Consider the following 25,787-nt stretch of genomic DNA (forward strand, 5'->3'; position numbering starts at 1 on the left):
GGTGGCCTCCCGCAACACCCGGCGCGCAGATGCGCGCCGGGCCGGTCGGGAGGTGACTAGAGAAGGCTCACGGTGTTTTCTTCGCCGACGACGCCGATGACCGCAGCCTTGTACTGGGCCATGGCTTCTTCAGGAGACAGTTCCCCCGACACCACGGCTTCGGTCATCCGCTGGATTTCCTGTGACACCGCATTGTAATTGGGGTCGTTGGGGCGCGCGGTGGTCAGCGGCAGCAGGGTCTGGCTGGTTTCGGTCAGGAACGGATTGTCCGGAATGGCCACGTCCGACCGCGAGCGGATGCCCGGCTGAAACTCCTGGAAGGCCGTCATCTGCTCCTGGCTCATCATGAAGCTCAAAAGCTTCCAGGCCTCCATCGGCGTATCGGTGTTGGGGTTGATGACAAAGCCCGTGCCGCCGGAGATGGACACGAAATCCTGATCGCGGATGGCCGCGCCGGGTTCCTGAGCCGGCATCTTGGCCCAGCTCATGACATTGTCGCGGTCTTCCACGGCGAACTCGGCGCCCGGTGCCGTGACCGAGCGATAGAACCAGTCGCCCTCGACCAGCATGGCGGTCTTGCCGTCACGGAAATTGGCAAAGCTGCGATTGCGGCCATCGGCCAGCAATTGCGCGCGCTGGTCGCCGAGACCTTCGTCGACATAGACGGTCTTGTAGAGGTTGAGCACGTCCAGGATGCCCTGGCTCTCGACGATGAACTTGCCGTTCTCGTCGGTGACACCTTCGCCCGTGCCCAGCAGGGCCATCCAGTAACCCTGCATGGTTGTGGCTTCGCCCATTGCAACACCGGCATTGAGCTGCAGCGGGGCTTCGACCCCCGCCTCCTTGAGTTTGCGGGCGGCGTCGAGCACGTCGGCCCAGGAGGCCGGCTGCCAGTCGGCCGGCAGCCCGGCCTTTTCCATCAGGTCCTTGCGCAGGAAGATCATGCGCACATCGGTCCCCAGGCCAATGCCATAGGTCTGGCCGTCATAGGACATGATCGAGCGGATGCCGTCGGAAATGTGGTCCCAGCCTTCCCAGTTGGCGTATTCCTCGCCGATCAGCTCGTCGAGCGACTTGAGCTGGCCACCGGCGGCAAAGGCCGGGATGAGAAAGCCGTCGAAGGCGGAAATATCGGGGCCGGCGCCGGTCGAGAAATCGAGGGCCAGCTGCTGGGTGAGCTGGGCGTCTTCACCGCCGAACTGGTTCAAGGTGACATTGATATCGGGGTTGGCGGCCTCGAAGGCAGGAATGACCTTTTCTTCCAGCCATTGCGCGGTGGCGCTGTTGACGCCACCGATGACGCACCGACAGGTGATGTCGAGATCCACGGCAAAGGCCGGAACGGCCATTGCGGACGCACCCAAGAGACCGAGCGCAAGCGCACGCATGCGATTGTTCATCGTAGAAATCCTCCCAAATGGTGGCTCCGAATTCTCCGGTAGCCGATGTTGGCCGGATGGCTCCTCCGCATCCGACCCGTCAAGAATGAACACGTTTTCATTTTTCGTCAATGCGGAGAATTCGCGAACGAAGCGTGTTGGGCTATCGGAGCCAGCGCTTCATGGCAGCTTTTAGCGACATTCTGGTGACAATCGGGCAATCTGTTGCCGCGTGCGGCGCGTTACGCTAGCTTGACATTGGCGCGCAAAGACCAGAACAATTTGAACACGTTTTCAGTATTCGACACAGGCGGGAGGGTGCGGTGACCGAAACGAACGGAGCACCGCGAGGTCGGGCGACGGCCGAAATGGTGGCGACGCGCGCCAAGGTTTCGCGCGTGGCCGTGTCACGCGCCTTCAACCCGCACACCTCGCTCAAGCCTGAAAAGCGCGAGCTGATCCTCAAGATCGCCCAGGAGCTGAACTACACGCCCGACCGCGCGGCACGGGCCCTGGTCAGCGGCCGTACGCATCTGGTCGGCGTCATCGTGCCGGATGTGTGCAGCCACTGGGAAAGCCAGGAAATCGACGCCCTCACCACGGCGCTGCAGGCGGAAGGCTTTGCCACGCTCCTGTTCAAGACCCGCACGGACTATTCTATGGACGAGCAGCTGCTCGCCTATATGCGGGGGTTCAATCCGGATTCGGTCATCGCCTTCGTCGAGAATGTCAAACCACGGACGCTGACGAAATTTCTCGACCGCGCCGTGCCCATCTATGTCGACTATCCCCTTGCCGGGCAGGCCGAGCCCCAAGAGGAAGCTCCGCTCTTCGACCGGCTGAACATCCTGCAACATGACGGGATCGACCAGGCCGTGGCGCTTCTCAAGGGCTATGGCGTCAGCCGCATCGCCTATCTCGCCGGCCTCGACAAATCGCGCGCCAGCCATGCCCGCGAGACCACGCTGCGCCGGGTGATGGCCGATCGCGGCATGGAGCCGCCCATCCTCATCCAGGGCGATTTCGGCTATGACGCCGCCTATCAGGCCACGCTTGATCTCTTTCGCATTGCCGGGGGCGCCGACGCCATCTTTGCCGCCAATGACGTCAGCGCCTTCGGGGCGCTCGATGCCCTGCGCCACGAACTCAAATTGGGTGTGCCGCAGGACGTCAAGGTCGTCGGCTTTGACGACATCGCCCAGGCGCACTGGAAGAGCTACAACCTGACCACGGTCAAGTTCGACCTGGACGAGCGGGTGCGCGCGCTCGTGCGCCTCATGCTGCGGCGGCTCAACAATCCCCATGCCCCCGGGCTCGAGGAAACCCTCAACACCAGACTGGTCGTGCGCGGCACTGTCGGTTGACCCCTTTATGACCCAGAAAACCATCCACCTCGTCTTCAAGACGCATCTCGATATCGGCTTCACCGATCATGCCGCCAATGTGGTGCGGCAGTATCATGACCAGTTCATTCCCCAAGCCATCAGCACGGGTGAACACTTTTATGCCGAGAACGCACAAACGCCGGCCTTCATCTGGACGACCGGCGCCTGGCTCATCTGGGATCATCTCAACACGCAGCCTGCCGAAAAAGTGCGGCGGCTCGAACAGGCCATTGCGCGCGGGCTGATCGCCTGGCACGGCCTGCCCTATACGACCCATAGCGAACTGATGAGCGCCAGCCTCTTCCGCGCCGGCCTGTCCTATTCGGCCGAACTCGACCGCCGCTTCGGCAAGACAACCATTGCCGCCAAGATGACCGACGTTCCCGGGCATACGCTGGGCATGGTGCCGCTGATGGCCGAGGCCGGGCTGAAATTCCTGCATCTGGGGGTGAATACGGCCAGCCCGGTGCCCGATGTGCCGCCGATCTTCCGCTGGCAGGCGCCCGGCGGGGCGGAGATCGTGGTCATGTACCAGGCCTCCTATGGCGCGACGGACTTCCCGGCGGGCGACGATATCGGCCTCAGTTTCGCGCACACCAATGACAATATCGGCCCGCAAAGCGTTGGCCAGACGGTCGAGGCCCTGCGGCATCTGCATCGCGCCTATCCCGGCGCTGCGATCAAGGCCTCGACGCTGGACGCGTTTGGCGCCCAAATGTGGGCGCGGCGCGAAAGTTTTCCGGTCGTGACCGAGGAAATCGGCGACAGCTGGATCCACGGCACCGCCACGGACCCCAAAAAACTTGCGCAATACCGGGCCCTGGTCCGGCTTCAGGATGGGTGGGCGGCAACGCCGACACCCGAACGCCTTGCCTTTGCCCGCGACCTGGCCATGGTCGCCGAACACACCTGGGGCGTCGACATCAAGACCTATCTGCGCGACGAAAAGGCCTGGGACCGCATGGATTTCGACGCTGCCCGCCGGAACGACTATCGTTTTGCCTATGCCGAGCAATCCTGGGCCGAGCAGCGTGCCTATCTGGCCAGGGCCATGGACAATCTGGCCGGCCCTGACCGGGTCGACGCTGACAGCGCCCTTGCGGCTCTCGACACCCATATGACACCCGTCCCGGCGACGCCCTCGACCGGCACGCAGATCGGCGCCGATGGCTGGTCGGTCGACCTCGACCCCATCACCGGCGACATCCTGCGTCTCACCGCCCCGGATGCGCGCGCGGTGCAGGGGCAGGACACGGCCCTTTTTGCCTATCGGCATGAAAGCTATGACTGGCAGGCGTTGCAAAAGCACCTCGACAGCTACCTCCAGCACCGCGACGAATGGGCCATTCTCGACCACGACAAGCCCGGCCTGGACACCGCGAAGACGGCGCGCACGGCCAGCTTTGCGCCGCAGCACCTTGGCGTCGCCGAGAACAAGGCCTGGAGCCGGATGCCGGCGGACGCCAGCGCCGCGCTGGGCGCACCGGCCGGCGTGAGTTACGCCCTGCGCGCCCTGGATGCCCGGCGGCTGGAGGTCACGCTGACCCTGCAGAACAAGGCCGCCAACCGCATGCCGGAAGCCGGCTTCCTGAGCTTTACGCCCGCAGCGACGGGGCCCTGGGACCTCTGCAAAATGGGCCTCTGGCACGATAGCGGCGCCGTGGTCCGGCGCGGCGGCGGACAATTGCAGGCCATAGAAGGCGCGCGCATGGGCAGCCTGCGGATCGAACCACTCGACACCATGCTGGTCTCGCCCGAAGGAGCCCCGTTCATGCCCTTCCAGCCGGAGCGGCCCGATTTCAGCGCCGGACTGCGTTTCAATCTCTACAACAACAAATGGGGCACCAATTTCCCCATGTGGTGGGAAGGCAACGCCGCCTTCCGCTTTGTTGTCGAGCTTGATGCCGGCAGGTAATTGAGGTTTGGCTGAACATCCGTTGGGTGGGCATTGCAGAACCATTGCCGACGACGCGTCGCTGGTGGTTCTGGTGGACTAGAACGAGATGCTGCCCGACTGCTGCCGACCCCGTCGCTGCCATAGGGAGGCAACCAGCAAACCTCCAAAAGCCGCGCAGCAGGATAGTCGGTCAAAAAGTCACTTCCCCGTACCGCAAAAACTCCCTTGCGTGCGCGTTGTGATCGGTGTACACAAAAACTGTGAACAACGGTCACAGGATTGAGTCGATTGCAAACGACCGAAGATGATCTCGTCGGTATCAACGAGATCGCCGATATGGCTGGCGTATCGCGTCAAGCGGTGGCCAACTGGCGCGTGCGTTTCCCGGACTTTCCAAAGCCGATGATTGAACTCAAGGCAGGTCCGGTATTCCGAACTCGTCAAATTAGGGCCTGGCTCAGGCAAAGGAAGGTTCCCATGGCGCGCGTAGTCTCTCTGATCAACCTAAAGGGTGGTGTCGCAAAGACGACCACTACGGTAGCGTTGGCCGAAACGCTGTCTTCCCAGTTCAACAAGCGCATCCTTGTCATCGACCTTGATCCTCAGACCAACGCCACCACCATGTTGATAGGGGAAAAGCGCTGGAAAGAGATCAACGAGAAGGGTTGGACCCTTGCCACGCTGTTCCATGACGCCTTGGAGCCGAACAATAAGACTTTTGACCTTGAGAAGACCTTGCAAAAGAAGGTGTCAGATGTCCAGGGCGCCGAGAAGGTTGACCTTCTCCCTTCCAGCCTTGACCTCATTGATGTGCAGGACAAGTTGGCTAGTGCCCCCACCGGCCAGTTCTACTCGGTCACCCCAATCGACCTACTGCGGCTCGCTGTTAAGTCCATCCTGGACGACTACGACCTCGTACTTGTCGACTGCCCACCGAACTTGGGCATTATCACTCTGAATGGCCTCCGCATCTCCGAAGGCTATATCATCCCGACAGTACCCGACGTGTTGTCGACCTACGGCATCCCGCAGATCGTCAAGCGTGTCGGCAATTTCTCCAAGGAGATTGCCGAAGACATCCAGCCGCTTGGGATCGTGCTAACAAAATACCAGGAAATCTCTACCGTACACGTCAATGTGTCTCGCGACCTGCGCCGCAAGAATGACCCGCCAGTCTTCGATACCGTCATTCGCCAAGCCAATCAGATCGCTGCAGCAGCGGAACGCCAGAGCAGCCGCCGAACGTTAAAGCAGAAATACGGGTATGGCGACGACCTGGCCACGCGTTACATCGCGCTCGCCCAAGAACTGCTCGACAAGCTGGAGATAGAATGATGAACCTCAAGCGTATCCTGACCGGACTTGTGGGCGTCGTTGCGGACGAAGCGTCGCGGAACCCCGAGTTCCGCGAACGCCTGGAGCAAATCCTTGGCAATGGTACTTCTTCGTCCAAGGCCAAGGCGGCAAGAGACGAAAAGGGTGAGAAGCGTAAGGGCGGTCGCCGGGCGCCAGCGGTGCTGGACCCGGTCGAGTTAGTTCCTCAAGGTGAGCAGCAGCTCCGTTCGCGATTGGCAGAACTCGATCTCGAACGTTTGCTCGACATCGTTGCGCAATTCGGCATGGATCCCGGCAAGCTTGTCATGAAATGGAAAGACAAGGACAGGGTTATCGACCGAATCGTCGAAGTTTCGTCGGGTAGGGCCACGAAGGGAGACGCTTTTCGAAAGGACTAACCCTAGGAGCTCAGGACATAGCCTCCTGGCCCGTGGCCTGAAGCCGGCTAGGTGGCCGATTGCTCTCCGGCCTTCCTGCCTGCCTATTTCTCCTCCCACCCCTACTCAGCCGCCGATTTGCCCCTCGCCAGCGGCATCCTGCGCGTATTGCCGGGATCAACTCCTCAGCGCCGCGCAGGAGCCTCTTCAGCCGCCGTCGCTGTCACCTGCGCCAGGGTTCACTCGGCCAGGGCGGCGACCACGGCGACGCAGTCGCCGGATTGGACGAGGCCGGGGAAATGCCGCGACATCAATATGCCTGAGCGCTTTGCAGCATAGTCGACGGGCGCAAGCCCGGTACGGTCGGATGCCCAGACCCGTGCCACGACGTCGCCTTCTGTGACGGCCTCGCCCAGGTCCATGACCGGCTCGATCAGGCCCGAATGTTCCGAAAAGACGAAACAGTTGTGATCCGGCATGTCGAGGAAGATGGAAGGCTCGAGGGCCACCGAGCCCTTGAGTATGCCGAAATGCATCAGCACATTGCGGATCCCGCGCTTGGCGACTCTGGCGCTCGACGCCGTCGCCGTGCCGCCGCCGCCCAGTTCGGTGGTCACGAAGATCTTGCCCTGCTTTTCGACTTCGGTGTCGTACATGCCGACATTGTCGATTTCGAGCATCGTCATGGTGTAGGGCGCGTTGAAGGCCTTTACCGCCGCTATGCAGGCGGCCTGCTGGGCCTTGTTTTCAAGGACGTGGGAAGAGGCGAATGGCACGAAATCGAGAGTCTTGCCGCCGGAGTGGAAATCCAGCACGAAGTCGGCCATGGGCACGAGGACCGTCGTGAAGTAGTCGGCGATCTTTTCGGTCACCGTACCGTCCGGCCGGCCGGGAAAGCAGCGGTTGAGATTGCGCTGATCGATCGGGGAAACGCGCCGCGCCCCCGTGAAGGCCGGATAGTTCATGGCCGGGAGGATGATCACCCGCCCTCTGATGTCCTCGGGGGTCAGATAGAGAGCCAGATCCTGAAGCGCGATCGGCCCCTCATATTCGTCGCCATGATTGCCGCCGGTCAGGAGCGCCGTCGGCCCTTCGCCATTGCGCACCACGCAGATCGGCACCATGACCGATCCCCAGGCGGAGTCGTCCCGGCTATAGGGAAGCCGGAGAAAACCATGAAACTTGCCGTCCCGGTCGAAGGGAACGGTCGAAACGATCGGATTGGCGGTCACCGGCCCTACTCCTTCACGACCATGCGGCGCGGCACGTTGGCGAGGCATTCCGGCCCCTCGGAGCCGATCCGGATACTCTCGGTGATCTCAAAGCCCCAATCGTCCATCCACAGCCCGGTCATGAAATGGAAGGTCATGTTCTCCTCAAGGACCGTGGTGTCGCCCGGCCGCAGGGACATGGTCCTCTCGCCCCAGTCGGGCGGATAGGACACGCCGATGGCGTAACCCGTGCGGTTGTCCTTGACGATGCCGTAGCGGTTCAGCACCGCAAAGAAGGCCTTGGCGATGTCTTCGCAAAGGTTGCCGGCCCTGGCCGCTTCGAGACCCGCTTCCATCCCCTCCAGTACGGCCTTTTCGGCGTCGAGAAATGTATCGGTTGGCTTGCCCAGGAATACGGTCCGCGACAACGGGCAGTGGTAGCGCCTGTGCACGCCCGCAATTTCAAAGAAAGTGCCCTCTCCGCGCGCCATGGGCGCATCGTTCCAGGTCAGGTGCGGGGCAGAGGCGTCGACGCCGGAAGGCAGCAACGGCACCAGGGCCGGATAGTCGCCGCCGAAACCCAGGACCGGGTCAAAGCGGAGCGAGGCATCGTAGATTTCGGCCACGAGGTCACTCTTGCGCATGCCGGGCTCGATCTTGTCCACGATCCGCTGATGCATGCGCTCCACCAGCCGCGCCGCCCGGCGCATATAGACAAGTTCCTGCTCCGACTTGACCGCCCGCTGCCAGTTCACCAATGCGGTCGCATCGGAAAAGCGCGCATTGGGCAGGTATGTCCGCAGGGACGCCATGGCCTTCGCCGAGAACCAGTAATTGTCCATCTCGACGCCGATGCGGGCCTTGCCCCATCCCCGTTCCTCGATGCGCTCGGACAGATAATCCATGGGATGAATATGGGGCGACTGCACGTAGTGATCGGGATAGCCGATCATGTCCTGCTCCGACATGAAGCAGGTGCGCCTGGCGCCGTTGCGGTCCTGTCCGCGACCGAACCAGACCGGATCGCCGCTCATGCCCAGCACCACCGCCTGGTGGACATAGAACGACCAGCCGTCATAGCCGGTCAGCCAGTTCATGTTTGAAGGATCGGAGACGATCAGCAGGTCTATGCCCGCCTGTTCCATGGCCTTGCGCGTCTTGGCGATGCGGGCAGCATATTCCTCGCGCGTGAATGCAAGGTCGGGGCCGGTAGAACTCAATGCCATGGTCGTTTCTCACACATCAGAAATTTTGTCCGAAACCGGCCGCCCTGGCGCGCTCAAGCGCCATTGTGGCAATGGCCGTGTCCTGCACGCCGGTCCCGGTCAGGTCCGCGATCGTGATGTCGTCATCTCCACCGCGCCCTGTCGCAGCCCCGGTGACGATGTCGCCGAGTTCGGCAAAACGGCGTTCGGGGGACACCAGTCCGGCGGCAATGGCGCTGCGCAGTTCACCCAGATCCATAGCCTGCGACTGCCTGTCGGACACATAGCAGTCCGCCAGAACCAGGGCGGTCGGGTCGATCTCGTTCTTGCCGTGCTGATCCGAGCCCATGGCGGTGACGTGCTGGCCCGGCCGCAGCCAGTCGGCCATCAGGATCGGCTGTGTCGAGGGCGTCGTCGTCACGATGACATCGGCGCCGGCCACGGCCCGTTCCGCATCCACCTCGACGCGAACAGGCACGCCCGTCTCGCCGGCCAGCCATTCCGCCGCTGCCTGTGCCCTTGCCGGATCGCGCGCCCAGACCACCCCCCTGCGGATGGGACGGACAAGGCAAAGTGCCAGAAATTGCAGGCGCGCCTGCATGCCTGCACCCATGACGCAGACGGCCTCGGCGTTTGCCCGCGACAGATGCTTGGCCGCCACGGCACCGGCAGCCGCCGTACGCACATCGGTGAGATAGCCATTGTCGAGCAGCAGCGCCTGCAATTGTCCGGTACGGCTCGAGAACACCATCATCAACCCGGAGGTGCTGGGCAGGCCCAATTGGGGATTGTCGAAAAAGCCGGGAGACACCTTGATGGCAAAGCCATCCAGGCCCGGCACGTAGGCGGTTTTGACATCGACTTCGCCATTGTGGTCGGGAATGGCGAGGCTCAGCACCGGCGGCATCGAGACGGTGCCGCCCGCCAGTGCCCAAAACCCATTCTCGACGCAGGCGATGGCCGCGGCATCGAGCGGCATGCACTGGCGCAGTTCGGCTTCGGTGATGATCCTCACATGCGCCATCAGCCGGCCCTGCCACTGATGACATGATGGTGCTGGCCCATGTCGATATTGCCGCCGCTGAGGATCAGGCCAACAGCGCCCTCGCAGGCCAGCTTTCCGGCCAGAAGCGCGCCAATGCCCACCGCGGCGGCGCCTTCGACCACCTGCCGCTCCTGCCAATAGGCGTGGTGGATCCCCGCCGCGATCTCGGCTTCGGTGAGCAGGATGGTCTCGTCGACCAGAGCCTGCGTCATGGCAAAGGTGTAGCGATTGGCCAGCCCAATGCCGCCACCGAGGGAATCTGCGAGCGTCTCCAGTTCCTCGACCTGCAACGGCCGTCCGGCGTCCAGGCTCGCAGCCATGGCGGCCCCGCGCTCCATCGACACGCCGGTCACGCGGATCGAGGGATTGACCGCCTTGGCAGCAGCAGCCACCCCCGCGATCAGCCCGCCGCCCGACAGGGGCACCACGAGCTGCGCCAGATCAGGCACCTGCTCCAAGATTTCGAGCCCCAGCGTGCCCTGCCCGGCGATGACATCGGCATGGTCGAATGGCGGGATCATCGTCATTCCCGTCTCGACCAGCTTGTCGACTTCTTCCTGCGCATCGTCCTGCGAATGCCCGACGATCCTGACATCGGCGCCAAGCGCCCGGATGCCGTCGACCTTCACCTGCGGCACCAGGTCGGACATGCAGATGCAGCACCTGATCCCGGCGCGCCGCGCAGCATGGGCCAGGGCGCGGCCGTGATTGCCGGTCGACGCCGCCACCACTCCAGCGGCCTTTTCATCGGCGCCCAGCCGCGCCACGGCATTGGCGGCGCCGCGCAGTTTGAAGCTGCCGGTGACCTGGAGATGTTCGAGCTTGAGATGCACCGGAACCCCGGCGCGCTGCTGCAGGCTGGGAGACAGTTTGACCGGCGTGGTGCGGACCGTGGTGGCGATGCGCGACCGCGCCGCCCGAATGTCCTCGATCGGAACCAGCGCGCCGGCCGTCATGCCGCTCCTCCCGCAGGGATAGCAGGCAGGTCGAGGGAGAACAGGCGTCCCCACTTGCGCGGCCTGTAGGACGCCCGCCCCCCCAGCCTCATCATGGCCCAAAGACTGGCCTGATTGGACGTGATCACGGGCTTGCCGGTCAGCTTCTCGATTTCGGCTACGACACCGACGGCCGGGAGCGCCGTGCAGGACAGGAACAGCGCTTCGGCATCCGTCGAATCCAGCGCCAGGGCGCCCTCGACAATGGACCGGTGGCTCACCCGCGCCATCTCGCGGTCGTCCTCGAGGCCGAAGCAGCTGAGGCGCGATACGGACAGCCCCCGGGCTTCAAAATAGCCAGCCACCTGTTCGCTGGTCGATTTGATATAGGGCGTCAGAATGGCAATGCGGGCCACATTGAGGGCCGACATCGCCAGGAGGGCAGCGCCGGTCGGCGTCACCACCGGCACGCCCGGCCGGCCGCTCTGGATGGCGCCGGTGACCGTGTCGTCGCCGATCGTGGCCGAGGCCGAGGTGCAGGAAAAGCAGATGGCTCCAAGTGGCACGCCCGGCACCAGCAGGGCTGCGGCCTCGGTAAGGTGGGGGGCGATGCGCCTGAGATTTTCCGGCGTGGTGGGATTTTCGAACGGAATTCGCGACGTGTGGACGGCAGTCTTCGCCGGCATCATGCGGCGGAAGTCCCCCTCGGTGGTGAGGTCGGTGGCCAGCGCGATCAGGCCAAAGCGGGCGTGGTCACGTTCGCCGTCGAGCTGCGGCCTCGAAGTCTGGGTTATCTCGGTTCCCGATGTCATGCGCGGCCGCCCCTATCCATGCGCCACCGCTCAAACGACCAGGACGGGGCATTGCGCCAGACTGGTCACCTTGTGGGAAACGCTGCCGAGCAGGAACCCTTCCACCGAACCGGCTCCGCGACTGCCAACCACGATCAAATCCGCCTTCTTTTCCCGGGCGAAACTGACAATGGTGCGGGCCGGCTGGCCCGGCTTCACAAAGGCGCGGACGTCCGCGACGCCCGCCTCGCGCGCCCGGTTCTTTGCGTGGTCGGCAACGGTCTTGGCATGATCGCGCATGATGTCGTCCATGTTCTCCGGATCGGCCGGCCGCACCATCGAGAACGAGGCTTCAAGCATGGAATGGTGCCGGAATACCGTCAGCACCAGGAGTTGGGCATCGCCGTGCCGGGCGATTTCAATGGCCTTGTCGAGCCCGCCCTCTGCGCCCTTTGAGCCGTCAAACGGAACCAGAATGGTCTTGAACACGGTCGGCTCCTATTTGGCGAAGGCCAGGTCCCGCAGGAACAGGGCAATCTGCGGGAAGAAGATCAGCGCCACGGACACACCCAGCAGAATGATGATGAAGGGCGGCGTGCCGCGAATGACCTCGATATAGGGGCGCTTGAACACGGCTATCGCGGTGAAGATATCGCAGCCGAAGGGCGGCGTTGCCGAACCGATCGCCACCTGCAGGGTGATGATCGTGCCCACCAGGACCGGATCGAGCCCCACCGATTCCACCACAGGCGCGAAGATCGGCACAAGGACAAGGATGACAACGATGGGATCAACGAACATGCAGCCGATGAAGAAGGCGATCGAGATGACGAACAGCACGGCTGTCGGCCCCATCTGATCGATACCAATGCCGGCAAGGATTTCCTGCGGGATCTGCGCGAACGAAATCACCCAGGAGAAGGCGGCCCCTGCCGCAACCAGGATGAACACCACGGCGGTGATCAGGCCGGTGGACTTGGCGGTGTCGTAAACGCCTTTGAGGCTCAGCGTCCGGAAGACAACAACTTCGAGAATCAGGGCGTAGAGGACGCAGGCGGCCGCAGCCTCGGTCGGGCTGAATACGCCGCCGTAAATGCCGCCGATGATGATCAGCGGAAATCCCATCGGCCAGAGTGCCTTGCGCAGCGCCGTCAACCGCTCGCGCCAGCTGGCTCGCGGCTCGGTGGGCACATTGTGACGCACGGCGTAGAACCAGGAATAGATCGAAAACAGCAGCAGGATCAGCAGGCCAGGCCCGACGCCGGCGATGAAAAGTTCGGAAATCGAGGTACTCGATACCACCCCATAGATGATCATGCCGATCGAGGGGGGAATGAGAAAGGCAATGTCCGAAGCATTGACGATCAGCGCCAGGATGAAGCTGTCGTTGTAACCGGCCTTCTGCATCCGCGGCCGCAGCGGGCCGCCGATTGCGACAACTGTCGCCTGGGTCGATCCCGAAACCGCGCCGAACATGGTGCAGGCCGCCGCGGTCGATATGGCGAGGCCTCCGCGCAGGTGCCCCACGAATGACATGACCAGATCGATCAGCCGCCCCGCCGACTGGCCCCGGGTCATGATGTCAGCGGCAAAGATGAACATGGGAACCGCGATCAGCGACGCGGGGCGGATGCCGGCCATCATCTGCTGGACCATGGTTTCCATCTGGTCGAGGCCCCCGAACAGGGTCAGGAACCCGACCGCCGCCCCGACCAGCAGCGGAATCATCATCGGAAAGCCGAGAAGCAGCAATACGATCATGATGGAAAAGATCAAAATGGCCATGATACGTCCTCAGATCTCGACTTCCGACTCGTCATAGCCCTCGAGCACATTGGTCGAGAGATAGATGTCTTTTTCCCGAATGTTCTTTATGGCCGTCAGCAGATACTGCAGACCGGTCATGAAAAACCCGGCCGGTACCCAGAGAAATATTGTCCATACCGGTATCTGCAGCGCTGGCAGAACCCGCCCGCGGCCGAAGAGGGTGAGGATGTATTGCGTTGCATACCAGGCGAGCCCGAACATCAGCAGCGCCGTGATGAGCGACATGGCCACCATCAGCGCCTTGCGCAATCGCGAGGGCAATCCATCATAGATTGCCGACATCCGGATATGCCGGCCGTGACGCGCTGCGTAGCTGATGCCGGCGAAGGTGATGAGGATGATGAGGATGCGGTTCAGCTCTTCGGAAAAGAAGATGCTGTTCCGGAACACGAACCGCCCAAGCACATTTGCGATCGTATTGGCCGCCATGAGCAGGACGCCGGTCGCCAGCAGCACCGATTCGATCCGGCAGATGGCGACATCGATGATGCCGAGCACCCCGGGAAGCGTCGAGCGATAGCCGGAGAGGTCGCTCTGCTCGGTTACCGGGCCGGTCGGCGTGGCTGGCGGTGGTGCATCGGTCAAGGTCTGTCCCCGATCAGGTTGAACCGCAGAAGCGGGGCGCGGATGACCTCCGCGCCCCTTTTGGCTAGTTCGCCACGGCAGCCAGATCGGCCTTCATCTGGTCGAGAATGGCCTTGCCGCTGTCACCGGTCATGTCGATGAAGGCGGCCTCGACGGAGGCTGCGGAGTCCATGAAGGGCTGCCGCTGCTCGTCGGTCAGCACCGTGACGGTCATGTCGGGCTTGGCAGCCATGACCTTGTCGATCGATTCCTGGTGCAGGCCCTGCTGGTATTCGAGGATGTGATCGAAGGCCGCGTCGATCGCCGCCTGGATCATGGCCTGGTCTTCGGGCGAAAGGCCCGCGAAGAAGTCGCTATTGGCCATGACCGCCGTGGTGAAATTATTGTGGCCGGCGCAGGTGATGTAGTCCGTCACCTCATACATCTTGGTCGACTCGATGAAGAACATCGGGTTTTCCTGGCCCTGGATGATGTTGGTCTGCAGCCCGCCATAGACTTCGCCCCACGCAAGCGGCGTGGGCGTTGCACCAAATGCCTTGTAGCTTTCAACGAGCAGCGGATTGGTCATGACGCGGAACTTGACCTCGTTGAGGTCAGCCGGAGACGCGACCGGCCCCTTGGTGGTCATGCAGACCTCGCCTTCGGGGAACATGGTCAGCAGTTCGAGCCCCTGTTCGGCATAGAGTTCGGGGAACATCTCGTTGATGGCGACCGAATTGCGGAAGAAGGCGTTGAGGGCCTCCTGATCCTTGGGCAGCAGATAGGGGACAAAAAAGACCTGGGCCTCGGGGATCAGCGCGCCGGTGAAGCCCGGAGACTGGTCAACAAATTGCAGGATACCATCCTGGGTCTGCTCCATGATGTCGGCCGACTCGCCAAGCGTCCCATAGGGAAACAGCTGGATCTCATGGTCGGAATTGGCTTCAACCTCTTCCTTGAACTTCTGGGCAAACACGCCCTGCACTTCGTCGAGCGCCTCCTCGAATGCGTAGCGCCAGGTATCGGCCACCGCCGAGCTGGTCCCTGCCGCCATCAGCGCAATAGCGGCAACACCACCCGTCCAGTACTTCTTGGTCGTTGTCATGAGATCGCATCTCCCTTGTGTCTCAGCGTCCGGCGGCGCCTGCACGCGCCTGGCCGGTACAGCCAGCAATAAGCGTGAACTGCGCCTGGCGCGGCTCAACGGATCCATGCGGCAAGGCCGGTCAACGTGCGACCCCACCCCAAAGAGCCGGCGGGACAATCAGGTCCGTCGCCGACTGGCAGTCCTCGTCGAAACCAGCACAAATTGAACTGCTGGCCCCAGATTGTTCTGACTTGGACAGCGTGAAACAGGGATAATTGAGAGTCAATGCGATTATTAAATCATGACAATTTGCTTTGGCCATCGACTCGCAATCGACCGCACCACTCGCCCGCGCGCTTCAGATCGTCAGCAGAGCCGGCTCGGGGCGACTGCGCGCGAGGCGGGACAAGACTTTGAGGCCCAGTTCCAGTTCATCCACCGTGGCGGCGCCCAGGCAGATACGGACGCCCGCATGGGGAGAGCCGCGCTCGATGGCAAAGGACCCGCCCGGAGCCACCGCTACCCCGTGCAGACGCGCATGGGCAACAAAATCGTCTTCGCTCCAGGGGGCGGGAATGGGCATCCAGACATGCATGCCGCTCGGACTTGAACGAATTGGCATGTCCTGCAGCAACCGCCGCGCCCGGATGTTGCGGTCCTCCAGCGCGTCGCGCTGCCAGGCCACGAAGCGCTCGGCCGTGCCATCCATGATCCAGCGGGAACTGATCTCCGCCATGAGGGGCGTCACCGACCAATTGGTCACCAGATGACGGTTGGCGGCAGCCGACTCATAGGTTTCGGGCACGACCAGAAACCCCATGCGAATTCCCGGCATGAGGCACTTCGACAGGGAGGTGAAATAGAACGTGCGCTCGGGAGCCAGGGTCACGACCGGATCCGGACGGGCAGGATGGAGCGGTCCCCACGCATCGTTTTCGACGATGACCAGATTGTACCGGCGCGCAATGTCCACGATCTGCTCACGGCGCTGGCGGCTCATCACCAGGGCGCGCGGATTGAGCCCGGTGGGCATCAGATAGATGAGTTTCGGCGCCCAGAGCTGGCAGGCCCGCTCGAGTGCCTCGGGCACCATGCCCTGATCGTCCGCCTCGACCCCGCGGGCCCGCACCCCAAGATAGTCCGCCAGCGGCTTGAGGGTGTGGTGGGTCAGATCCTCGGTCAGCATCAGGTCGCCGTGGCTCATGCCGGTCATCAGCGCGATGGACATGGCCGAGGTGCTGCCATTGGTGAGCAGGACACCCTGATTGGCCACATCGACACCGCATGTGCTGAGCCACCTGAGCGCCGCCGGCCGGCAATTGTGCCAGGCCACCGAAGGCCGGAATGACGACACCACGCTGGCCGGGAGCTTCTCGCCCAGGTCCCGCAACATGCGCCGCATAGCCTGGTCGTGCAGGTCGTCAAAAACCGGCTTCAGCATCGAGCAATCGATGATGGCGCCATATTGCCGCTCGGGCAGATAGGGTGTCCGCGTTTCCTCCGGCACGGCGCGGACATAGGTGCCGCGCCCGACCTCGCCCGCGATGATCCCGCGCCGGATCAGATCCTCATAGGCGCGGCTCACCGTTTGCACGCTGACCCCGAGATCATATGCCAGTTGCCGGTGCGTCGGCAGCCGATCCCCGGACCGCAACTCTCCCGCCCGGACGGCGCTCACCACGCTGTCGGCGAGCGAACGATAGGTGGGGCGGCGCAGGTCCTGACGTTTGGGTGGCCAGATTGTCATGATCTAGTCATGGCAAGTCTCAATACAATTGACAAGTCCGCATCCCTGCCGCACAACGCCGCATGGCCATGCTGAAGCTCGATGATCGCGACATTCGCCTGCTATCCATCCTTGCTCAGGAAGGCCGCATCTCCAAGACCGAGCTGGCCCGGCGCGTCCACCTCAGCCCTACCCCATGCTGGGAGCGGCTGCAGCGGCTGGAAAAGGCCGGACTGATTAAGGGTTATCGCGCCGAAATCGCGCTGGCCGGCATTGCTCCGCACGTGACCGTCCTCGTGCTGGCCGAACTCGACAATCACCGCGCCGAGACCATGACCGCCTTTGAAAGAGCCATCGGGCTCTATGACGAAATCACCCAGTGCTGGGCCCTGGGTGGCGGGTTCGACTACCTCTTTCAGGTGATTACCACCGACATCGACGCCTATCAGCGGCTGATCGATGACCTGCTGAGCCGCAAGGCCGGGCTCAGCCGCTATTTCACCTATGTGGTGACCAAGCACATCAAAGGCACCGGCGTGCCTCCGCTCGAGCTGCTGCTCGGGGCCCGGGCGAGAGAGTGACTGCCAGCGCGGGCGCAAACAGAGAAATTCTCTGCCAGCCGCCGCCTGTTCAGAAACATTCTCTGCGCACCCGGCACTAGCCTGACACCATCCGCGGACCGAGGTGCAGGCATGAGCGTTCATTTGCAGAAATCGGCAGTGTGCCTGGATGATCCGGGCCTGCTCAAGAGTTTCGCCTATATCGGCGGCCGCTGGGTGGGCGCGGAAGCCGCCAGCACCATTGCCGTGACCAATCCTGCCGACGGCGCCCTTGTGGGCAATGTTGCAAGCCTGGTCGAACACGAGAGTGCCGCGGCCGTGGATGCCGCCGATCAGGCCTTTGGGCCCTGGGCCAGCAAACTCCCGCAGGAGCGGGCAGCCATCCTCTACCGCTGGTACGAACTGCTGCTCGCCAATCGCGAGGACCTGGCCCGCATAATGACCCTCGAGCAGGGCAAACCGATCTCCGAGGCGCGGGGCGAGATCAATTATGCAGCCTCGTTCATCCAGTTCTATTCCGAAGAGGCCAAGCGCCCCAATATCGAAAGCGTAACGTCCCACCTGCCCGATGCCGAGGTGGAAGTCTGGCGCGAGCCCCTGGGCGTTGCGGCACTGATCACGCCCTGGAACTTCCCCTCGGCGATGATCACGCGAAAGGCGGCGGCGGCCCTTGCTGCCGGCTGCACCGTGATTGTTCACCCCTCGGCGGAAACGCCGTTTTCGGCATTGGCCCTGGCCGAACTTGGCGAGCGCGCCGGATTGCCGGCAGGCGTTTTCAACGTCGTCACCGGGGAAGCCTCCAAAGTGGTGGAGCCCTGGCTCGGCGACGCACGGGTCCGCGCCCTGTCCTTCACCGGTTCAACCCAGGTCGGCAAGCTTCTCTACCGGCGGTCTGCCGAAACGGTGAAGCGCCTGGTCCTCGAACTGGGCGGCCATGCCCCGTTCATCCTGTTTGCCGACGCCGATTTCGATCAGGCCGTGGACGAGGCCATAAAGGCCAAGTTCGCCACCTCCGGGCAGGACTGCCTGGGCGCCAACCGGTTCTTTGTCGAGCGCCCGATATACGATGCCTTCTGTGCCGAATTCGCACGCCGGGCAGCCAGGCTCACGCTTGGCGCAGGCATGGACGACCCCGATATCGGCCCGCTGATGAACGAAAAGGCCGTGGCCAAGCAGCGCCAGCACGTCGACGACGCGGTACGTCGCGGCGCGCGCGTCCTCACCGGCGGCAAGATCGGCAAACAGGGTCCGCTCTTCTTCGAACCCACGGTCCTGGCAGACGTCGCGCCCGAGGCACTGATCATGAGCGAGGAAACCTTCGGCCCGGTTGCCGCAATCGTGCCCTTCGACAGCGAAGAAGAGGTTCTGGCAGCCGCAAATGCCACCGAATACGGGTTGGTGGCCTATCTCCATACGCAAAATCCCCGGCGCATCTATCGCGCCAGCCGCGCCCTCCAGTTCGGCATGGTGGCAGTCAACCGCACAAAGGTGACCGGGGCGCCGATCCCCTTTGGCGGCATGAAACAATCCGGAATTGAACGGGAAGGCTCCCGGCTGGGCATGGAGGCCTTCACCGAGGTCAAATATGTCTGCCGCGACTGGGCCTGACCAAGAACAGAAAGGCAAGGCAAATGCTTTCGAATGACCAGCTCTCCCAGTGGGACCGGGACTTTTTCTTCCATCCCTCCACCCATTTGGCGCAGCACGCCCGCGGCGAAACGCCCAACCGGATCATCACCGGCGGCTCCGGCGTCTATATCGAGGATCGTGACGGCAACCGGCTGCTGGATGCTTTTGCCGGCCTCTACTGCGTCAATGTCGGCTACGGGCGCAGCGAGATTGCCGAGGCCATTGCCGAACAGGCGCGCAAGCTGGCCTATTACCACGCCTATGTCGGGCACGGCACGGAGGCCTCGATCACCCTGGCCCGGATGATCCTCGAGCGCGCGCCGGCCAATATGTCCAAGGTGTATTTCGGACTTTCCGGGTCCGATGCCAACGAAACCAATATCAAGCTGGTCTGGTACTACAACAACGTGCTGGGGCGCCCGGAAAAGAAGAAGATCATCTCGCGCTGGCGCGGCTACCATGGCTCCGGCCTCATGACCGGTTCGCTGACTGGTCTGGGCCTCTTCCACAAGAAGTTCGACCTGCCCCTTGCGCAGGTCCTGCATACCGAGGCGCCCTACTATTTCCGTCGCGATGACCTGGCGCTGGGCGAGGCCGAATTCGTGGCCCATTGCGTCGCCGAGCTGGAAGCCTTGATCGCCGCCGAGGGTGCCGGCACCATTGCCGCGTTCATCGGCGAGCCGGCACTGGGAACCGGCGGGCTGGTTCCGCCGCCCGAGGGCTATTGGGCTGCCATCCAGGAGGTGCTGCAAAGGCACGATATCCTGTTGATCGCGGATGAAGTGGTCAGCGGCTTCGGCCGGCTCGGATCCATGTTCGGCTCGACCCATTACGGCATCGAACCCGATATCATCACCATCGCCAAGGGACTGACCTCGGCCTACGCGCCACTGTCGGGCTCGATCATTTCGAGCAAGGTCTGGTCGGTCCTGGAACAGGGCACCGACGAGTTCGGCCCGATCGGGCACGGCTGGACCTATTCCGCCCATCCTATCGGGGCGGCTGCGGGCATTGCCAATCTCGAACTGGTGGATTCGCTCGGCCTGGTCGCCAATGCCGCCAACACCGGCGCCTGGTTCCTTGCGGCGATGCGGGACGCGCTGGGCGATCATCCGCATGTCGGCGACATTCGCGGCGAGGGGCTGTTAGTGGCGGTGGAGTTCGTCGCCGACCGGGACACCCGCACGTTCTTCGATCCCGACCGAAAGGTGGGGCCGCAGATCGCGGCAGCGCTCGTCAAGCGCGGCGTCATTGCCCGCGCCATGCCGCAAGGCGACATCATCGGCTTTGCACCACCCCTCTGCATCACCCGCGAGGAAGCCGCCAAGGTGGTGGACGCCATGTCCGGGGCGGTCAAGGACGTGCTGGGCTAGGCCCTTCCAAAGCGCAGCCCGCCCCACGGGCGCCAACTGCCTGGATCACAGCCACTACGCGGGGCCGCACGGGCCCCGCAGCATCGACACGCCCAGCCCGGATGCCGGCCAGTCGCGCAAGCGCACGCATTGATGCGCATGGTTGCCATGGCGACGGCGTTTGCGCATTTGCATTCAGGAAATGACCGGAAGGACTGGCGGAGAGAGAGGGATTCGAACCCCCGATAGAGTTGCCCCTATGCCGCATTTCGAGTGCGGTGCATTCAACCGCTCTGCCATCTCTCCGCGAGATCGAAAGACAGCCGCAGGCCGCCCGTGGTTGATACGCGGCGGCTTATGACATAGCGGAAGCCAGCCCGCAACTCCCCCTAGAGCGTTTTCAGGAAAAGTGGACACCACTTTTCCGGTTCGAAAACGTGACAAATCAACAATCTAGAGCACTCGTTCTGATTCAATCAGAACGAGAAATGCTTTAGCCGGCGCAGCGTCGAAAATTTGGCCGCTCCCGGCCCGAGCTTTCCGCTCACGATCGCGTGCAGGGCCGATCCATTCTGCCCGCCATGCGTTGCACTCAGGTCGAAATCCATTTTCCACGGGGTAAACCTATGGTCACGCGTCGTACCATCATCACGGCCATGGCGGGCTTGCCCATTTCCGGGCTGGCCGTCAATCTGGGCCTATCCGCTGCAACCCGCGCACAGGACACCGTCATGGCCGACACAATCAGCACCAGCGCCGGCGATCTCGTCATCCACCCGGTCGATCATGCCAGCCTGGTCCTGGAATGGAATGGCGGAGCCATCTATGTCGACCCGGTCGGTGGCGCCGAACTCTATGCCGGTCTTCCCGCCCCCACGGCCATTCTCATCACCCATGGTCACGGCGATCATTTCGACCTGCCGACCCTGGAGGCCATTGCCGGCTCCGCGCCGCTCATCACCAACCAGGATGTGTTCGGCAAACTGCCCGAGACGCTCAAGGCCAATGCCACCGCGCTCGCCAATGGCGATGACGGCACCATCACCGATGTGCCCATTCGCGCCATTGCCGCCCACAACACCACCGAAGACCGCATGAATTATCATCCGGTCGGGGTGGGCAATGGCTATGTGCTCACCTTCGGGGACGCCCAGGTCTATATTGCCGGCGATACCGAACCGACCGAGGACATGCTGGGCCTCAGCGGCATCACCGTGGCCTTCCTGCCCATGAACCTGCCCTATACCATGACCCCCGAACAGGCGGTGGAGGCGATCAACACCTTCAAGCCGACGATCATCTATCCCTATCATTATGGCGACAGCGATCTGGCCCCGCTTGAAACCGATCTCGAAGAGGGGATCGAGCTGCGGCTGCGCAACTGGTATCCCAATGCCGGCTGATCGCCGGGCCGGTCCCCTACCTGGCGCAATCGCGGCTTGACTCTTGGCCCTTTTGCCCCGATAAGCCACGCCATCTGCGCACCGGTCCGTCCGGTGCGCTGGTTTTGTTTGAAAACGCTGCTCGAGGCTGCCGGCCGGAACTCATTCGGCCCCGACTTCTGAAAAGCCCGCGGAACTGGCACGAAAGCCGCGGCGCCACAGAGCGCGACAGATAGGGACCGGTCGGGAAAACCTGCCGGCATGAATATGACTTTCGCCGTTATCAAGACGGGCGGGAAGCAGTACAAGGTTGCTGCCAACGACGTCATCAAGATCGAAAAGCTCGAGGCCGAGGCCGGTGACGTGGTCACCTTTGACCAGGTTCTCATGGTTGGCGACACCATCGGCGCTCCGCTGGTGGAAGGCGCTCTGGTGGCCGGCGAGCTGGTCGAGACCAAGAAGAGCAAGACCGTCATCATCTTCAAGAAGCGTCGCCGCCACAATTCGCGCCGCCGCAACGGTCACCGTCAGCTGCTCTCCACCGTCCGCATCACCGAAATCCTGACCGGCGGCGCCAAGCCTGCCGCTAAGGCAGCCGCCAAGGCCGAAAAGGCCCCGGCCAAGAAGGCGGAAGCCAAGGCTGAAGCGAAGGCCGAACCCAAGGCCAAGGCCGCCAAGGCAGCGTCTGCTCCGGCAGCCGAGTTCAAGGACGACCTCAAGCTGATCGGTGGCGTCGGCCCGGCTCTCGAAAAGAAGCTGCACGACGCCGGTGTGACCAGCCTCAAGCAGATCGCCGACTGGACCGCCGAAGACGTGGCCAAGTTCGACGAAGTGCTGAACTTCAAGGGCCGTATCGAGCGTGAAGAATGGATCGCTCAGGCCAAGGATCTTGTCGCCGGCAAGGGTCCGCGCGCCAAGGCCGACAAGGAATAAGGAGCTTAGACCATGGCACATAAGAAAGCAGGCGGTTCATCCCGCAACGGTCGTGATACCGCTGGCCGTCGTCTCGGCGTCAAGAAGTTCGGTGGCGAAGCTGTCGTCGCCGGCAATATCATCATCCGTCAGCGCGGCACCAAGTGGGCCGTGGGCACCGGTGTTGGCCTGGGCAAGGACCACACCATCTATGCCCTGATCGACGGCAATGTCTCGTTCCGCACCCGTGCGAACAGCAAAGTGCACGTGTCTGTCGTCCCGGCAGAGGCCGCCGAATAATCCGGCAGGCCTGACCAACCCGCCGGTGACCTTGTTCCCCGGCGTGTTTGGCGACAACCAGCAGATGCAAAGGGGAACCGGGTCCACCGGTTCCCCTTTTCGTTTCTGGAAACACCATCATGACCAGCATCAAGCATTATCTGCCCGCAACCCTGCGCACCGAGCGGCTGGTCCTGTCCACCCCCACAATGGCCGATGCGCCCGCCATCGCGGCATTGTGCAACAATAAAAACGTCCACAAATGGATGGCGCGGCTGCCCTTCCCCTATACGGCCGAAGACGCCCGCTTCTTCATCGAACACATCGTGCCCAGCGACACCGAGGCCTGCTACGGCCTGCGTCGCGGCGATGACTTCATCGGCGTCGTCGGTCTCACCTTTTCGCCCGGCGCGGTGCCCGAGCTCGGCTATTGGCTGGGCGAACCTTATTGGGGCCATGGCTACGCCACCGAGGCCGCCCAGGCCCTCGTTGCCGCCGCCCGGGCGGCAGGGGCCGGGGCCCTGGGCTCGCGTGCCCTTCTCGACAATGCCGGCTCGAGGAAGGTTCTGGCCAAGACCGGCTTTGTCGAAACCGGCACGGCCATCGAGACCGCCAACAACCTCGCCGGCCGCACCATGGTCCTGTTCAGGCAGGAGCTCGACCCCAGATGACCGAGCTGCGCACATCCCGCCTCATCCTGCGTCCGGCCCGGCCCGATGATGCCCCCTCCTATGCCCTGGGCGTCGGCGACTACGACGTCGCCCGCTGGCTCAGCGCCCTGCCCTTTCCCTATAGCCTGCCCATGGCCAGCGACTGGCTGCGCCAGGTGCCCGAGCCCACCCCGGAGCGGGCGCTGTTCATCATCGAGCATCCCCGCCGGGGCCTCATCGGTTGCGTCACGCTTTTGGACGAGCTCGGCTTCTGGCTGGCGCGGCCGCATTGGGGACGCGGCTATGTCACCGAAGCGGCGGGCGCGTTGATCGACTGGCATTTCGCCGCCACCGCGGCCGATGCGATCGCCTGTTCGGCCCAGGCCGGTAACCTGGCCTCCCTGCGTGTCCAGGCCAAGCTCGGCTTTGTTGAAACCGGCCGGCAAATGCGGTTTTCTCAATGCCTGCAGCACAATATCGATCACGTGCTGACCAGCCTGTCCCGATCCGGCTGGCAATCGCGGAGGCCCTCGCTATGCGCCTGACAGAGCCGACGACGCCGGTGCTGCGGACCCGCCGGCTGGTCTTGCGCGCGCCGCGCATGGAGGACGCGCCCGACATTGCCCGGCATCTGAACAATTTCGAGGTATCGGGCAATCTGGCCCGCGTGCCCTTTCCCTATCATCTCAGCGATGCCCGCGCCTGGATTCGCAGCCGGCAGGGCCAGACCCAGCCCGGCGAAGCCAATTTCACCATCGAGGTCGATGGCATGGGCTATGTCGGCCATCTCGGCTTTCACATGCAGGGCGAGGAGCCCGGCGTGGGCTATTGGCTGGGCCGCCCCTTCTGGGGCAAGGGCATCATGTCCGAGGCGGTCGAGGCGGCCATAAACTGGCTGTTTTCCGCCAGCGATTTTGCCACCATCCGCTCCGGCGTTTTCTATTTCAACGCCGCTTCGCTCGCCATCCAGACCAAGCTCGGCTTCACCGAAACCGGCCGCTCGAGCCTGCTCTGCCTTGCACGCGGCGCCGAGGTGGAGCATATCGACACCCAATTGACGCGAGAGCGTTTCCAGCACATGCGACAGGCATCACGCTCATGAAGTTCCTCGACCAGGCCAAGGTCTATATCAAGTCCGGCTCCGGCGGCGGCGGCGCCGTCAGTTTCCACCGCGAGAAGTTCATCGAGTTCGGCGGCCCCGATGGTGGCAATGGCGGACGCGGCGGCGATGTCATCGCCGTCTGCACCGAAGGCCTCAATACCCTCATCGACTTCCGCTACCAGCAGCATTTCCGCGCCGGAACGGGCGTGCATGGCATGGGCAAGAACCGCACCGGCGCCGATGGCGAGGATATCGTGCTGCGCGTGCCCAAGGGCACGCAGATCTTCGAGGAAGACCAGGAAACCCTGATCGCCGACTTCACCGAGATCGGCCAGCGCGTGGTCCTGCTCAAGGGCGGCAATGGCGGCTTCGGCAATGCCTATTTCAAGACCAGCTCCAACCAGGCGCCGCGCCGGGCCAATCCCGGCCAGGAAGGCATCGAAAAGGGCATCTGGCTGCGCCTGAAGCTCATCGCCGATGCCGGTCTCGTCGGCCAGCCCAATGCGGGAAAATCCACCTTCCTCGCCGCCGTCTCGGCCGCCAAGCCCAAGATCGCCGACTATCCCTTCACCACCCTGCACCCGAACCTGGGCGTGGTGCGTGTCGGCGAGCGCGAATTCGTCCTCGCCGATATTCCCGGCCTCATCGAGGGGGCCAGCGAGGGCGTGGGGATCGGTGACCGGTTCCTGGGCCATATCGAGCGCTGCAATATTCTGATCCATCTCATCGATGGCACCAATGAAGACGTTGCCCATGTCTATAAGGCAGTGCGGCACGAACTGGCCGCCTATGCCGATGTCCTGGCCGACAAGGCCGAGATCGTCGTGCTCAACAAGGTCGACGCCCTCAGCGACGACGAGATCAAGGCCAAGGTCAAGGCGCTGAAAAAAGCCAGCAAGGCCGAGGTGCGCCTCGTGTCCGGCGTCAGTGGCGCCGGCGTCGAACAGGTGCTCTGGGACGTGCTCAATTTCCTCGACGCCGACAAGGCCGAAATCGCGGAACTGGAAAAGAAGGCCACCGAGGAAAAATGGACGCCGTGACCTTTTCCTCCCCGATCGTCAACAGCCGGGTCAAACAACGCGGTCATTCCCGCGAAAGCGGGAACCCCTGTTGCCTTTTGGCCCGATCGGGAACGGAGGTTCCCGCTTTCGCGGGAA

The 25,787-nt window shown here is 63.1% G+C and carries 25 protein-coding genes and 1 tRNA gene; 14 read left to right on the forward strand and 12 right to left on the reverse strand.

Annotated elements, in window-relative coordinates; genetic code table 11:
* Positions 1-56: 56 nt before the first annotated feature.
* Positions 57-1,400: an extracellular solute-binding protein gene (locus tag KIT02_RS11635; protein WP_297577841.1), complete on the reverse strand. Its 1,344-nt coding sequence runs from the start codon at positions 1,398-1,400 to the stop codon at positions 57-59.
* Between the two features lie 302 nt (positions 1,401-1,702).
* Between KIT02_RS11635 and KIT02_RS11640 the strand changes: the two genes are divergently transcribed.
* From KIT02_RS11640 to KIT02_RS11655, 4 genes are all read left to right on the forward strand, one after another.
* The gene (locus KIT02_RS11640; RefSeq protein WP_297577843.1) at positions 1,703-2,743 is read left to right on the forward strand and encodes a LacI family DNA-binding transcriptional regulator; all 1,041 of its coding nucleotides are present in this window, start codon (positions 1,703-1,705) and stop codon (positions 2,741-2,743) included.
* Between the two features lie 7 nt (positions 2,744-2,750).
* Positions 2,751-4,679 (forward strand): DUF5054 domain-containing protein, encoded by a 1,929-nt coding sequence (locus KIT02_RS11645; RefSeq protein WP_297577845.1) that lies wholly within the window; start codon positions 2,751-2,753, stop codon positions 4,677-4,679.
* 270 nt (positions 4,680-4,949) lie between these two features.
* Positions 4,950-5,996, forward strand: a complete 1,047-nt coding sequence (locus tag KIT02_RS11650; RefSeq protein ID WP_297577847.1) for a ParA family protein — start codon at positions 4,950-4,952, stop codon at positions 5,994-5,996.
* Positions 5,993-6,394, forward strand: coding sequence for a hypothetical protein (locus KIT02_RS11655; protein ID WP_297577849.1), 402 nt, complete (start codon positions 5,993-5,995; stop codon positions 6,392-6,394). The genes KIT02_RS11650 and KIT02_RS11655 overlap by 4 nt, the downstream gene beginning before the upstream one ends.
* 218 nt (positions 6,395-6,612) lie before the next feature.
* On the opposite strand, the gene doeB is transcribed toward KIT02_RS11655, so the two are convergent.
* From doeB to KIT02_RS11705, 10 genes are all read right to left on the reverse strand, one after another.
* Positions 6,613-7,653, reverse strand: a complete 1,041-nt coding sequence (gene doeB / locus KIT02_RS11660) for a N(2)-acetyl-L-2,4-diaminobutanoate deacetylase DoeB (protein ID WP_297577850.1) — start codon at positions 7,651-7,653, stop codon at positions 6,613-6,615.
* The gene (doeA, locus tag KIT02_RS11665; protein WP_297577852.1) at positions 7,611-8,810 is read right to left on the reverse strand and encodes an ectoine hydrolase DoeA; all 1,200 of its coding nucleotides are present in this window, start codon (positions 8,808-8,810) and stop codon (positions 7,611-7,613) included. The genes doeB and doeA overlap by 43 nt, the downstream gene beginning before the upstream one ends.
* 16 nt (positions 8,811-8,826) lie before the next feature.
* A complete protein-coding gene (eutC, locus tag KIT02_RS11670) occupies positions 8,827-9,813 on the reverse strand; it encodes an ectoine utilization protein EutC (RefSeq protein WP_297577855.1) in 987 nt (328 codons plus the stop codon).
* The gene (gene eutB / locus KIT02_RS11675; protein WP_297577857.1) at positions 9,813-10,790 is read right to left on the reverse strand and encodes a hydroxyectoine utilization dehydratase EutB; all 978 of its coding nucleotides are present in this window, start codon (positions 10,788-10,790) and stop codon (positions 9,813-9,815) included. The genes eutC and eutB overlap by 1 nt, the downstream gene beginning before the upstream one ends.
* Positions 10,787-11,581 (reverse strand): ectoine utilization protein EutA, encoded by a 795-nt coding sequence (locus KIT02_RS11680; RefSeq protein ID WP_297577863.1) that lies wholly within the window; start codon positions 11,579-11,581, stop codon positions 10,787-10,789. The genes eutB and KIT02_RS11680 overlap by 4 nt, the downstream gene beginning before the upstream one ends.
* Positions 11,582-11,611: 30 nt before the next feature.
* Complete coding sequence (locus tag KIT02_RS11685; protein ID WP_297577865.1) at positions 11,612-12,049, reverse strand: universal stress protein; 438 nt, start codon at positions 12,047-12,049, stop codon at positions 11,612-11,614.
* A 9-nt stretch (positions 12,050-12,058) separates the two neighbouring features.
* Complete coding sequence (locus KIT02_RS11690; protein ID WP_297577868.1) at positions 12,059-13,345, reverse strand: TRAP transporter large permease; 1,287 nt, start codon at positions 13,343-13,345, stop codon at positions 12,059-12,061.
* A 9-nt stretch (positions 13,346-13,354) separates the two neighbouring features.
* Positions 13,355-13,972, reverse strand: coding sequence for a TRAP transporter small permease (locus KIT02_RS11695; RefSeq protein ID WP_297577870.1), 618 nt, complete (start codon positions 13,970-13,972; stop codon positions 13,355-13,357).
* Between the two features lie 64 nt (positions 13,973-14,036).
* On the reverse strand, positions 14,037-15,056 hold the full coding sequence (dctP, locus tag KIT02_RS11700; protein ID WP_297577872.1) for a TRAP transporter substrate-binding protein DctP: 1,020 nt from the start codon (positions 15,054-15,056) through the stop codon (positions 14,037-14,039).
* 340 nt (positions 15,057-15,396) lie between these two features.
* Positions 15,397-16,785 (reverse strand): PLP-dependent aminotransferase family protein, encoded by a 1,389-nt coding sequence (locus KIT02_RS11705; protein ID WP_297577874.1) that lies wholly within the window; start codon positions 16,783-16,785, stop codon positions 15,397-15,399.
* 68 nt (positions 16,786-16,853) lie between these two features.
* Here KIT02_RS11705 and KIT02_RS11710 point away from each other — a divergent pair, with 68 nt between their 5' ends.
* The 3 genes from KIT02_RS11710 (at position 16,854) to KIT02_RS11720 (ending at position 20,326) form a co-directional block, all read left to right on the forward strand.
* Complete coding sequence (locus KIT02_RS11710) at positions 16,854-17,345, forward strand: Lrp/AsnC family transcriptional regulator (RefSeq protein ID WP_297585256.1); 492 nt, start codon at positions 16,854-16,856, stop codon at positions 17,343-17,345.
* Between the two features lie 111 nt (positions 17,346-17,456).
* Positions 17,457-18,932: an NAD-dependent succinate-semialdehyde dehydrogenase gene (locus KIT02_RS11715; protein ID WP_297577876.1), complete on the forward strand. Its 1,476-nt coding sequence runs from the start codon at positions 17,457-17,459 to the stop codon at positions 18,930-18,932.
* 23 nt (positions 18,933-18,955) lie between these two features.
* A complete protein-coding gene (locus tag KIT02_RS11720; RefSeq protein ID WP_297577878.1) occupies positions 18,956-20,326 on the forward strand; it encodes an aspartate aminotransferase family protein in 1,371 nt (456 codons plus the stop codon).
* A 195-nt stretch (positions 20,327-20,521) separates the two neighbouring features.
* Here KIT02_RS11720 and KIT02_RS11725 read toward each other — a convergent pair.
* A tRNA-Ser gene (locus KIT02_RS11725) sits at positions 20,522-20,611 on the reverse strand.
* A 320-nt stretch (positions 20,612-20,931) separates the two neighbouring features.
* Here KIT02_RS11725 and KIT02_RS11730 point away from each other — a divergent pair.
* From KIT02_RS11730 to obgE, 7 genes are all read left to right on the forward strand, one after another.
* Entirely contained in the window at positions 20,932-21,708 is a 777-nt protein-coding gene (locus tag KIT02_RS11730) for an MBL fold metallo-hydrolase (protein ID WP_297577880.1), read from the forward strand.
* A 240-nt stretch (positions 21,709-21,948) separates the two neighbouring features.
* A complete protein-coding gene (locus KIT02_RS11735; RefSeq protein WP_297577882.1) occupies positions 21,949-22,620 on the forward strand; it encodes a 50S ribosomal protein L21 in 672 nt (223 codons plus the stop codon).
* Between the two features lie 12 nt (positions 22,621-22,632).
* Positions 22,633-22,899: a 50S ribosomal protein L27 gene (gene rpmA / locus KIT02_RS11740; RefSeq protein WP_297577884.1), complete on the forward strand. Its 267-nt coding sequence runs from the start codon at positions 22,633-22,635 to the stop codon at positions 22,897-22,899.
* A 119-nt stretch (positions 22,900-23,018) separates the two neighbouring features.
* Positions 23,019-23,549: a GNAT family N-acetyltransferase gene (locus KIT02_RS11745; RefSeq protein ID WP_297577887.1), complete on the forward strand. Its 531-nt coding sequence runs from the start codon at positions 23,019-23,021 to the stop codon at positions 23,547-23,549.
* Complete coding sequence (locus tag KIT02_RS11750; protein ID WP_297577889.1) at positions 23,546-24,073, forward strand: GNAT family N-acetyltransferase; 528 nt, start codon at positions 23,546-23,548, stop codon at positions 24,071-24,073. The genes KIT02_RS11745 and KIT02_RS11750 overlap by 4 nt, the downstream gene beginning before the upstream one ends.
* A complete protein-coding gene (locus tag KIT02_RS11755; protein WP_297577891.1) occupies positions 24,064-24,630 on the forward strand; it encodes a GNAT family N-acetyltransferase in 567 nt (188 codons plus the stop codon). The genes KIT02_RS11750 and KIT02_RS11755 overlap by 10 nt, the downstream gene beginning before the upstream one ends.
* Complete coding sequence (gene obgE / locus KIT02_RS11760; protein WP_297577893.1) at positions 24,627-25,670, forward strand: GTPase ObgE; 1,044 nt, start codon at positions 24,627-24,629, stop codon at positions 25,668-25,670. Before KIT02_RS11755 ends, obgE begins: the two co-directional genes overlap by 4 nt.
* Positions 25,671-25,787 lie beyond the last annotated feature (117 nt).

The sequence above is a fragment of the Devosia sp. genome (assembly GCF_025809055.1).
In the GTDB taxonomy this organism is placed as follows: Bacteria; Pseudomonadota; Alphaproteobacteria; order Rhizobiales; family Devosiaceae; genus Devosia.

Coding starts and splice junctions, on each gene's coding strand:
- doeA (WP_297577852.1), bottom strand. CDS start 8,810: ATGGCATTGAGTTCTACCGGCCCCGACCTTGCATTCACGCGCGAGGAA.
- KIT02_RS11710 (WP_297585256.1), top strand. CDS start 16,854: ATGCTGAAGCTCGATGATCGCGACATTCGCCTGCTATCCATCCTTGCT.
- rpmA (WP_297577884.1), top strand. CDS start 22,633: ATGGCACATAAGAAAGCAGGCGGTTCATCCCGCAACGGTCGTGATACC.
- KIT02_RS11645 (WP_297577845.1), top strand. CDS start 2,751: ATGACCCAGAAAACCATCCACCTCGTCTTCAAGACGCATCTCGATATC.
- KIT02_RS11680 (WP_297577863.1), bottom strand. CDS start 11,581: ATGACATCGGGAACCGAGATAACCCAGACTTCGAGGCCGCAGCTCGAC.
- doeB (WP_297577850.1), bottom strand. CDS start 7,653: ATGCCTCGCCAACGTGCCGCGCCGCATGGTCGTGAAGGAGTAGGGCCG.
- KIT02_RS11735 (WP_297577882.1), top strand. CDS start 21,949: ATGAATATGACTTTCGCCGTTATCAAGACGGGCGGGAAGCAGTACAAG.
- dctP (WP_297577872.1), bottom strand. CDS start 15,056: ATGACAACGACCAAGAAGTACTGGACGGGTGGTGTTGCCGCTATTGCG.
- KIT02_RS11720 (WP_297577878.1), top strand. CDS start 18,956: ATGCTTTCGAATGACCAGCTCTCCCAGTGGGACCGGGACTTTTTCTTC.
- KIT02_RS11635 (WP_297577841.1), bottom strand. CDS start 1,400: ATGAACAATCGCATGCGTGCGCTTGCGCTCGGTCTCTTGGGTGCGTCC.
- eutB (WP_297577857.1), bottom strand. CDS start 10,790: ATGACGGCCGGCGCGCTGGTTCCGATCGAGGACATTCGGGCGGCGCGG.
- KIT02_RS11730 (WP_297577880.1), top strand. CDS start 20,932: ATGGTCACGCGTCGTACCATCATCACGGCCATGGCGGGCTTGCCCATT.
- KIT02_RS11690 (WP_297577868.1), bottom strand. CDS start 13,345: ATGGCCATTTTGATCTTTTCCATCATGATCGTATTGCTGCTTCTCGGC.
- KIT02_RS11705 (WP_297577874.1), bottom strand. CDS start 16,785: ATGACAATCTGGCCACCCAAACGTCAGGACCTGCGCCGCCCCACCTAT.
- obgE (WP_297577893.1), top strand. CDS start 24,627: ATGAAGTTCCTCGACCAGGCCAAGGTCTATATCAAGTCCGGCTCCGGC.
- KIT02_RS11655 (WP_297577849.1), top strand. CDS start 5,993: ATGATGAACCTCAAGCGTATCCTGACCGGACTTGTGGGCGTCGTTGCG.
- KIT02_RS11750 (WP_297577889.1), top strand. CDS start 23,546: ATGACCGAGCTGCGCACATCCCGCCTCATCCTGCGTCCGGCCCGGCCC.
- eutC (WP_297577855.1), bottom strand. CDS start 9,813: ATGGCGCATGTGAGGATCATCACCGAAGCCGAACTGCGCCAGTGCATG.
- KIT02_RS11715 (WP_297577876.1), top strand. CDS start 17,457: ATGAGCGTTCATTTGCAGAAATCGGCAGTGTGCCTGGATGATCCGGGC.
- KIT02_RS11755 (WP_297577891.1), top strand. CDS start 24,064: ATGCGCCTGACAGAGCCGACGACGCCGGTGCTGCGGACCCGCCGGCTG.
- KIT02_RS11745 (WP_297577887.1), top strand. CDS start 23,019: ATGACCAGCATCAAGCATTATCTGCCCGCAACCCTGCGCACCGAGCGG.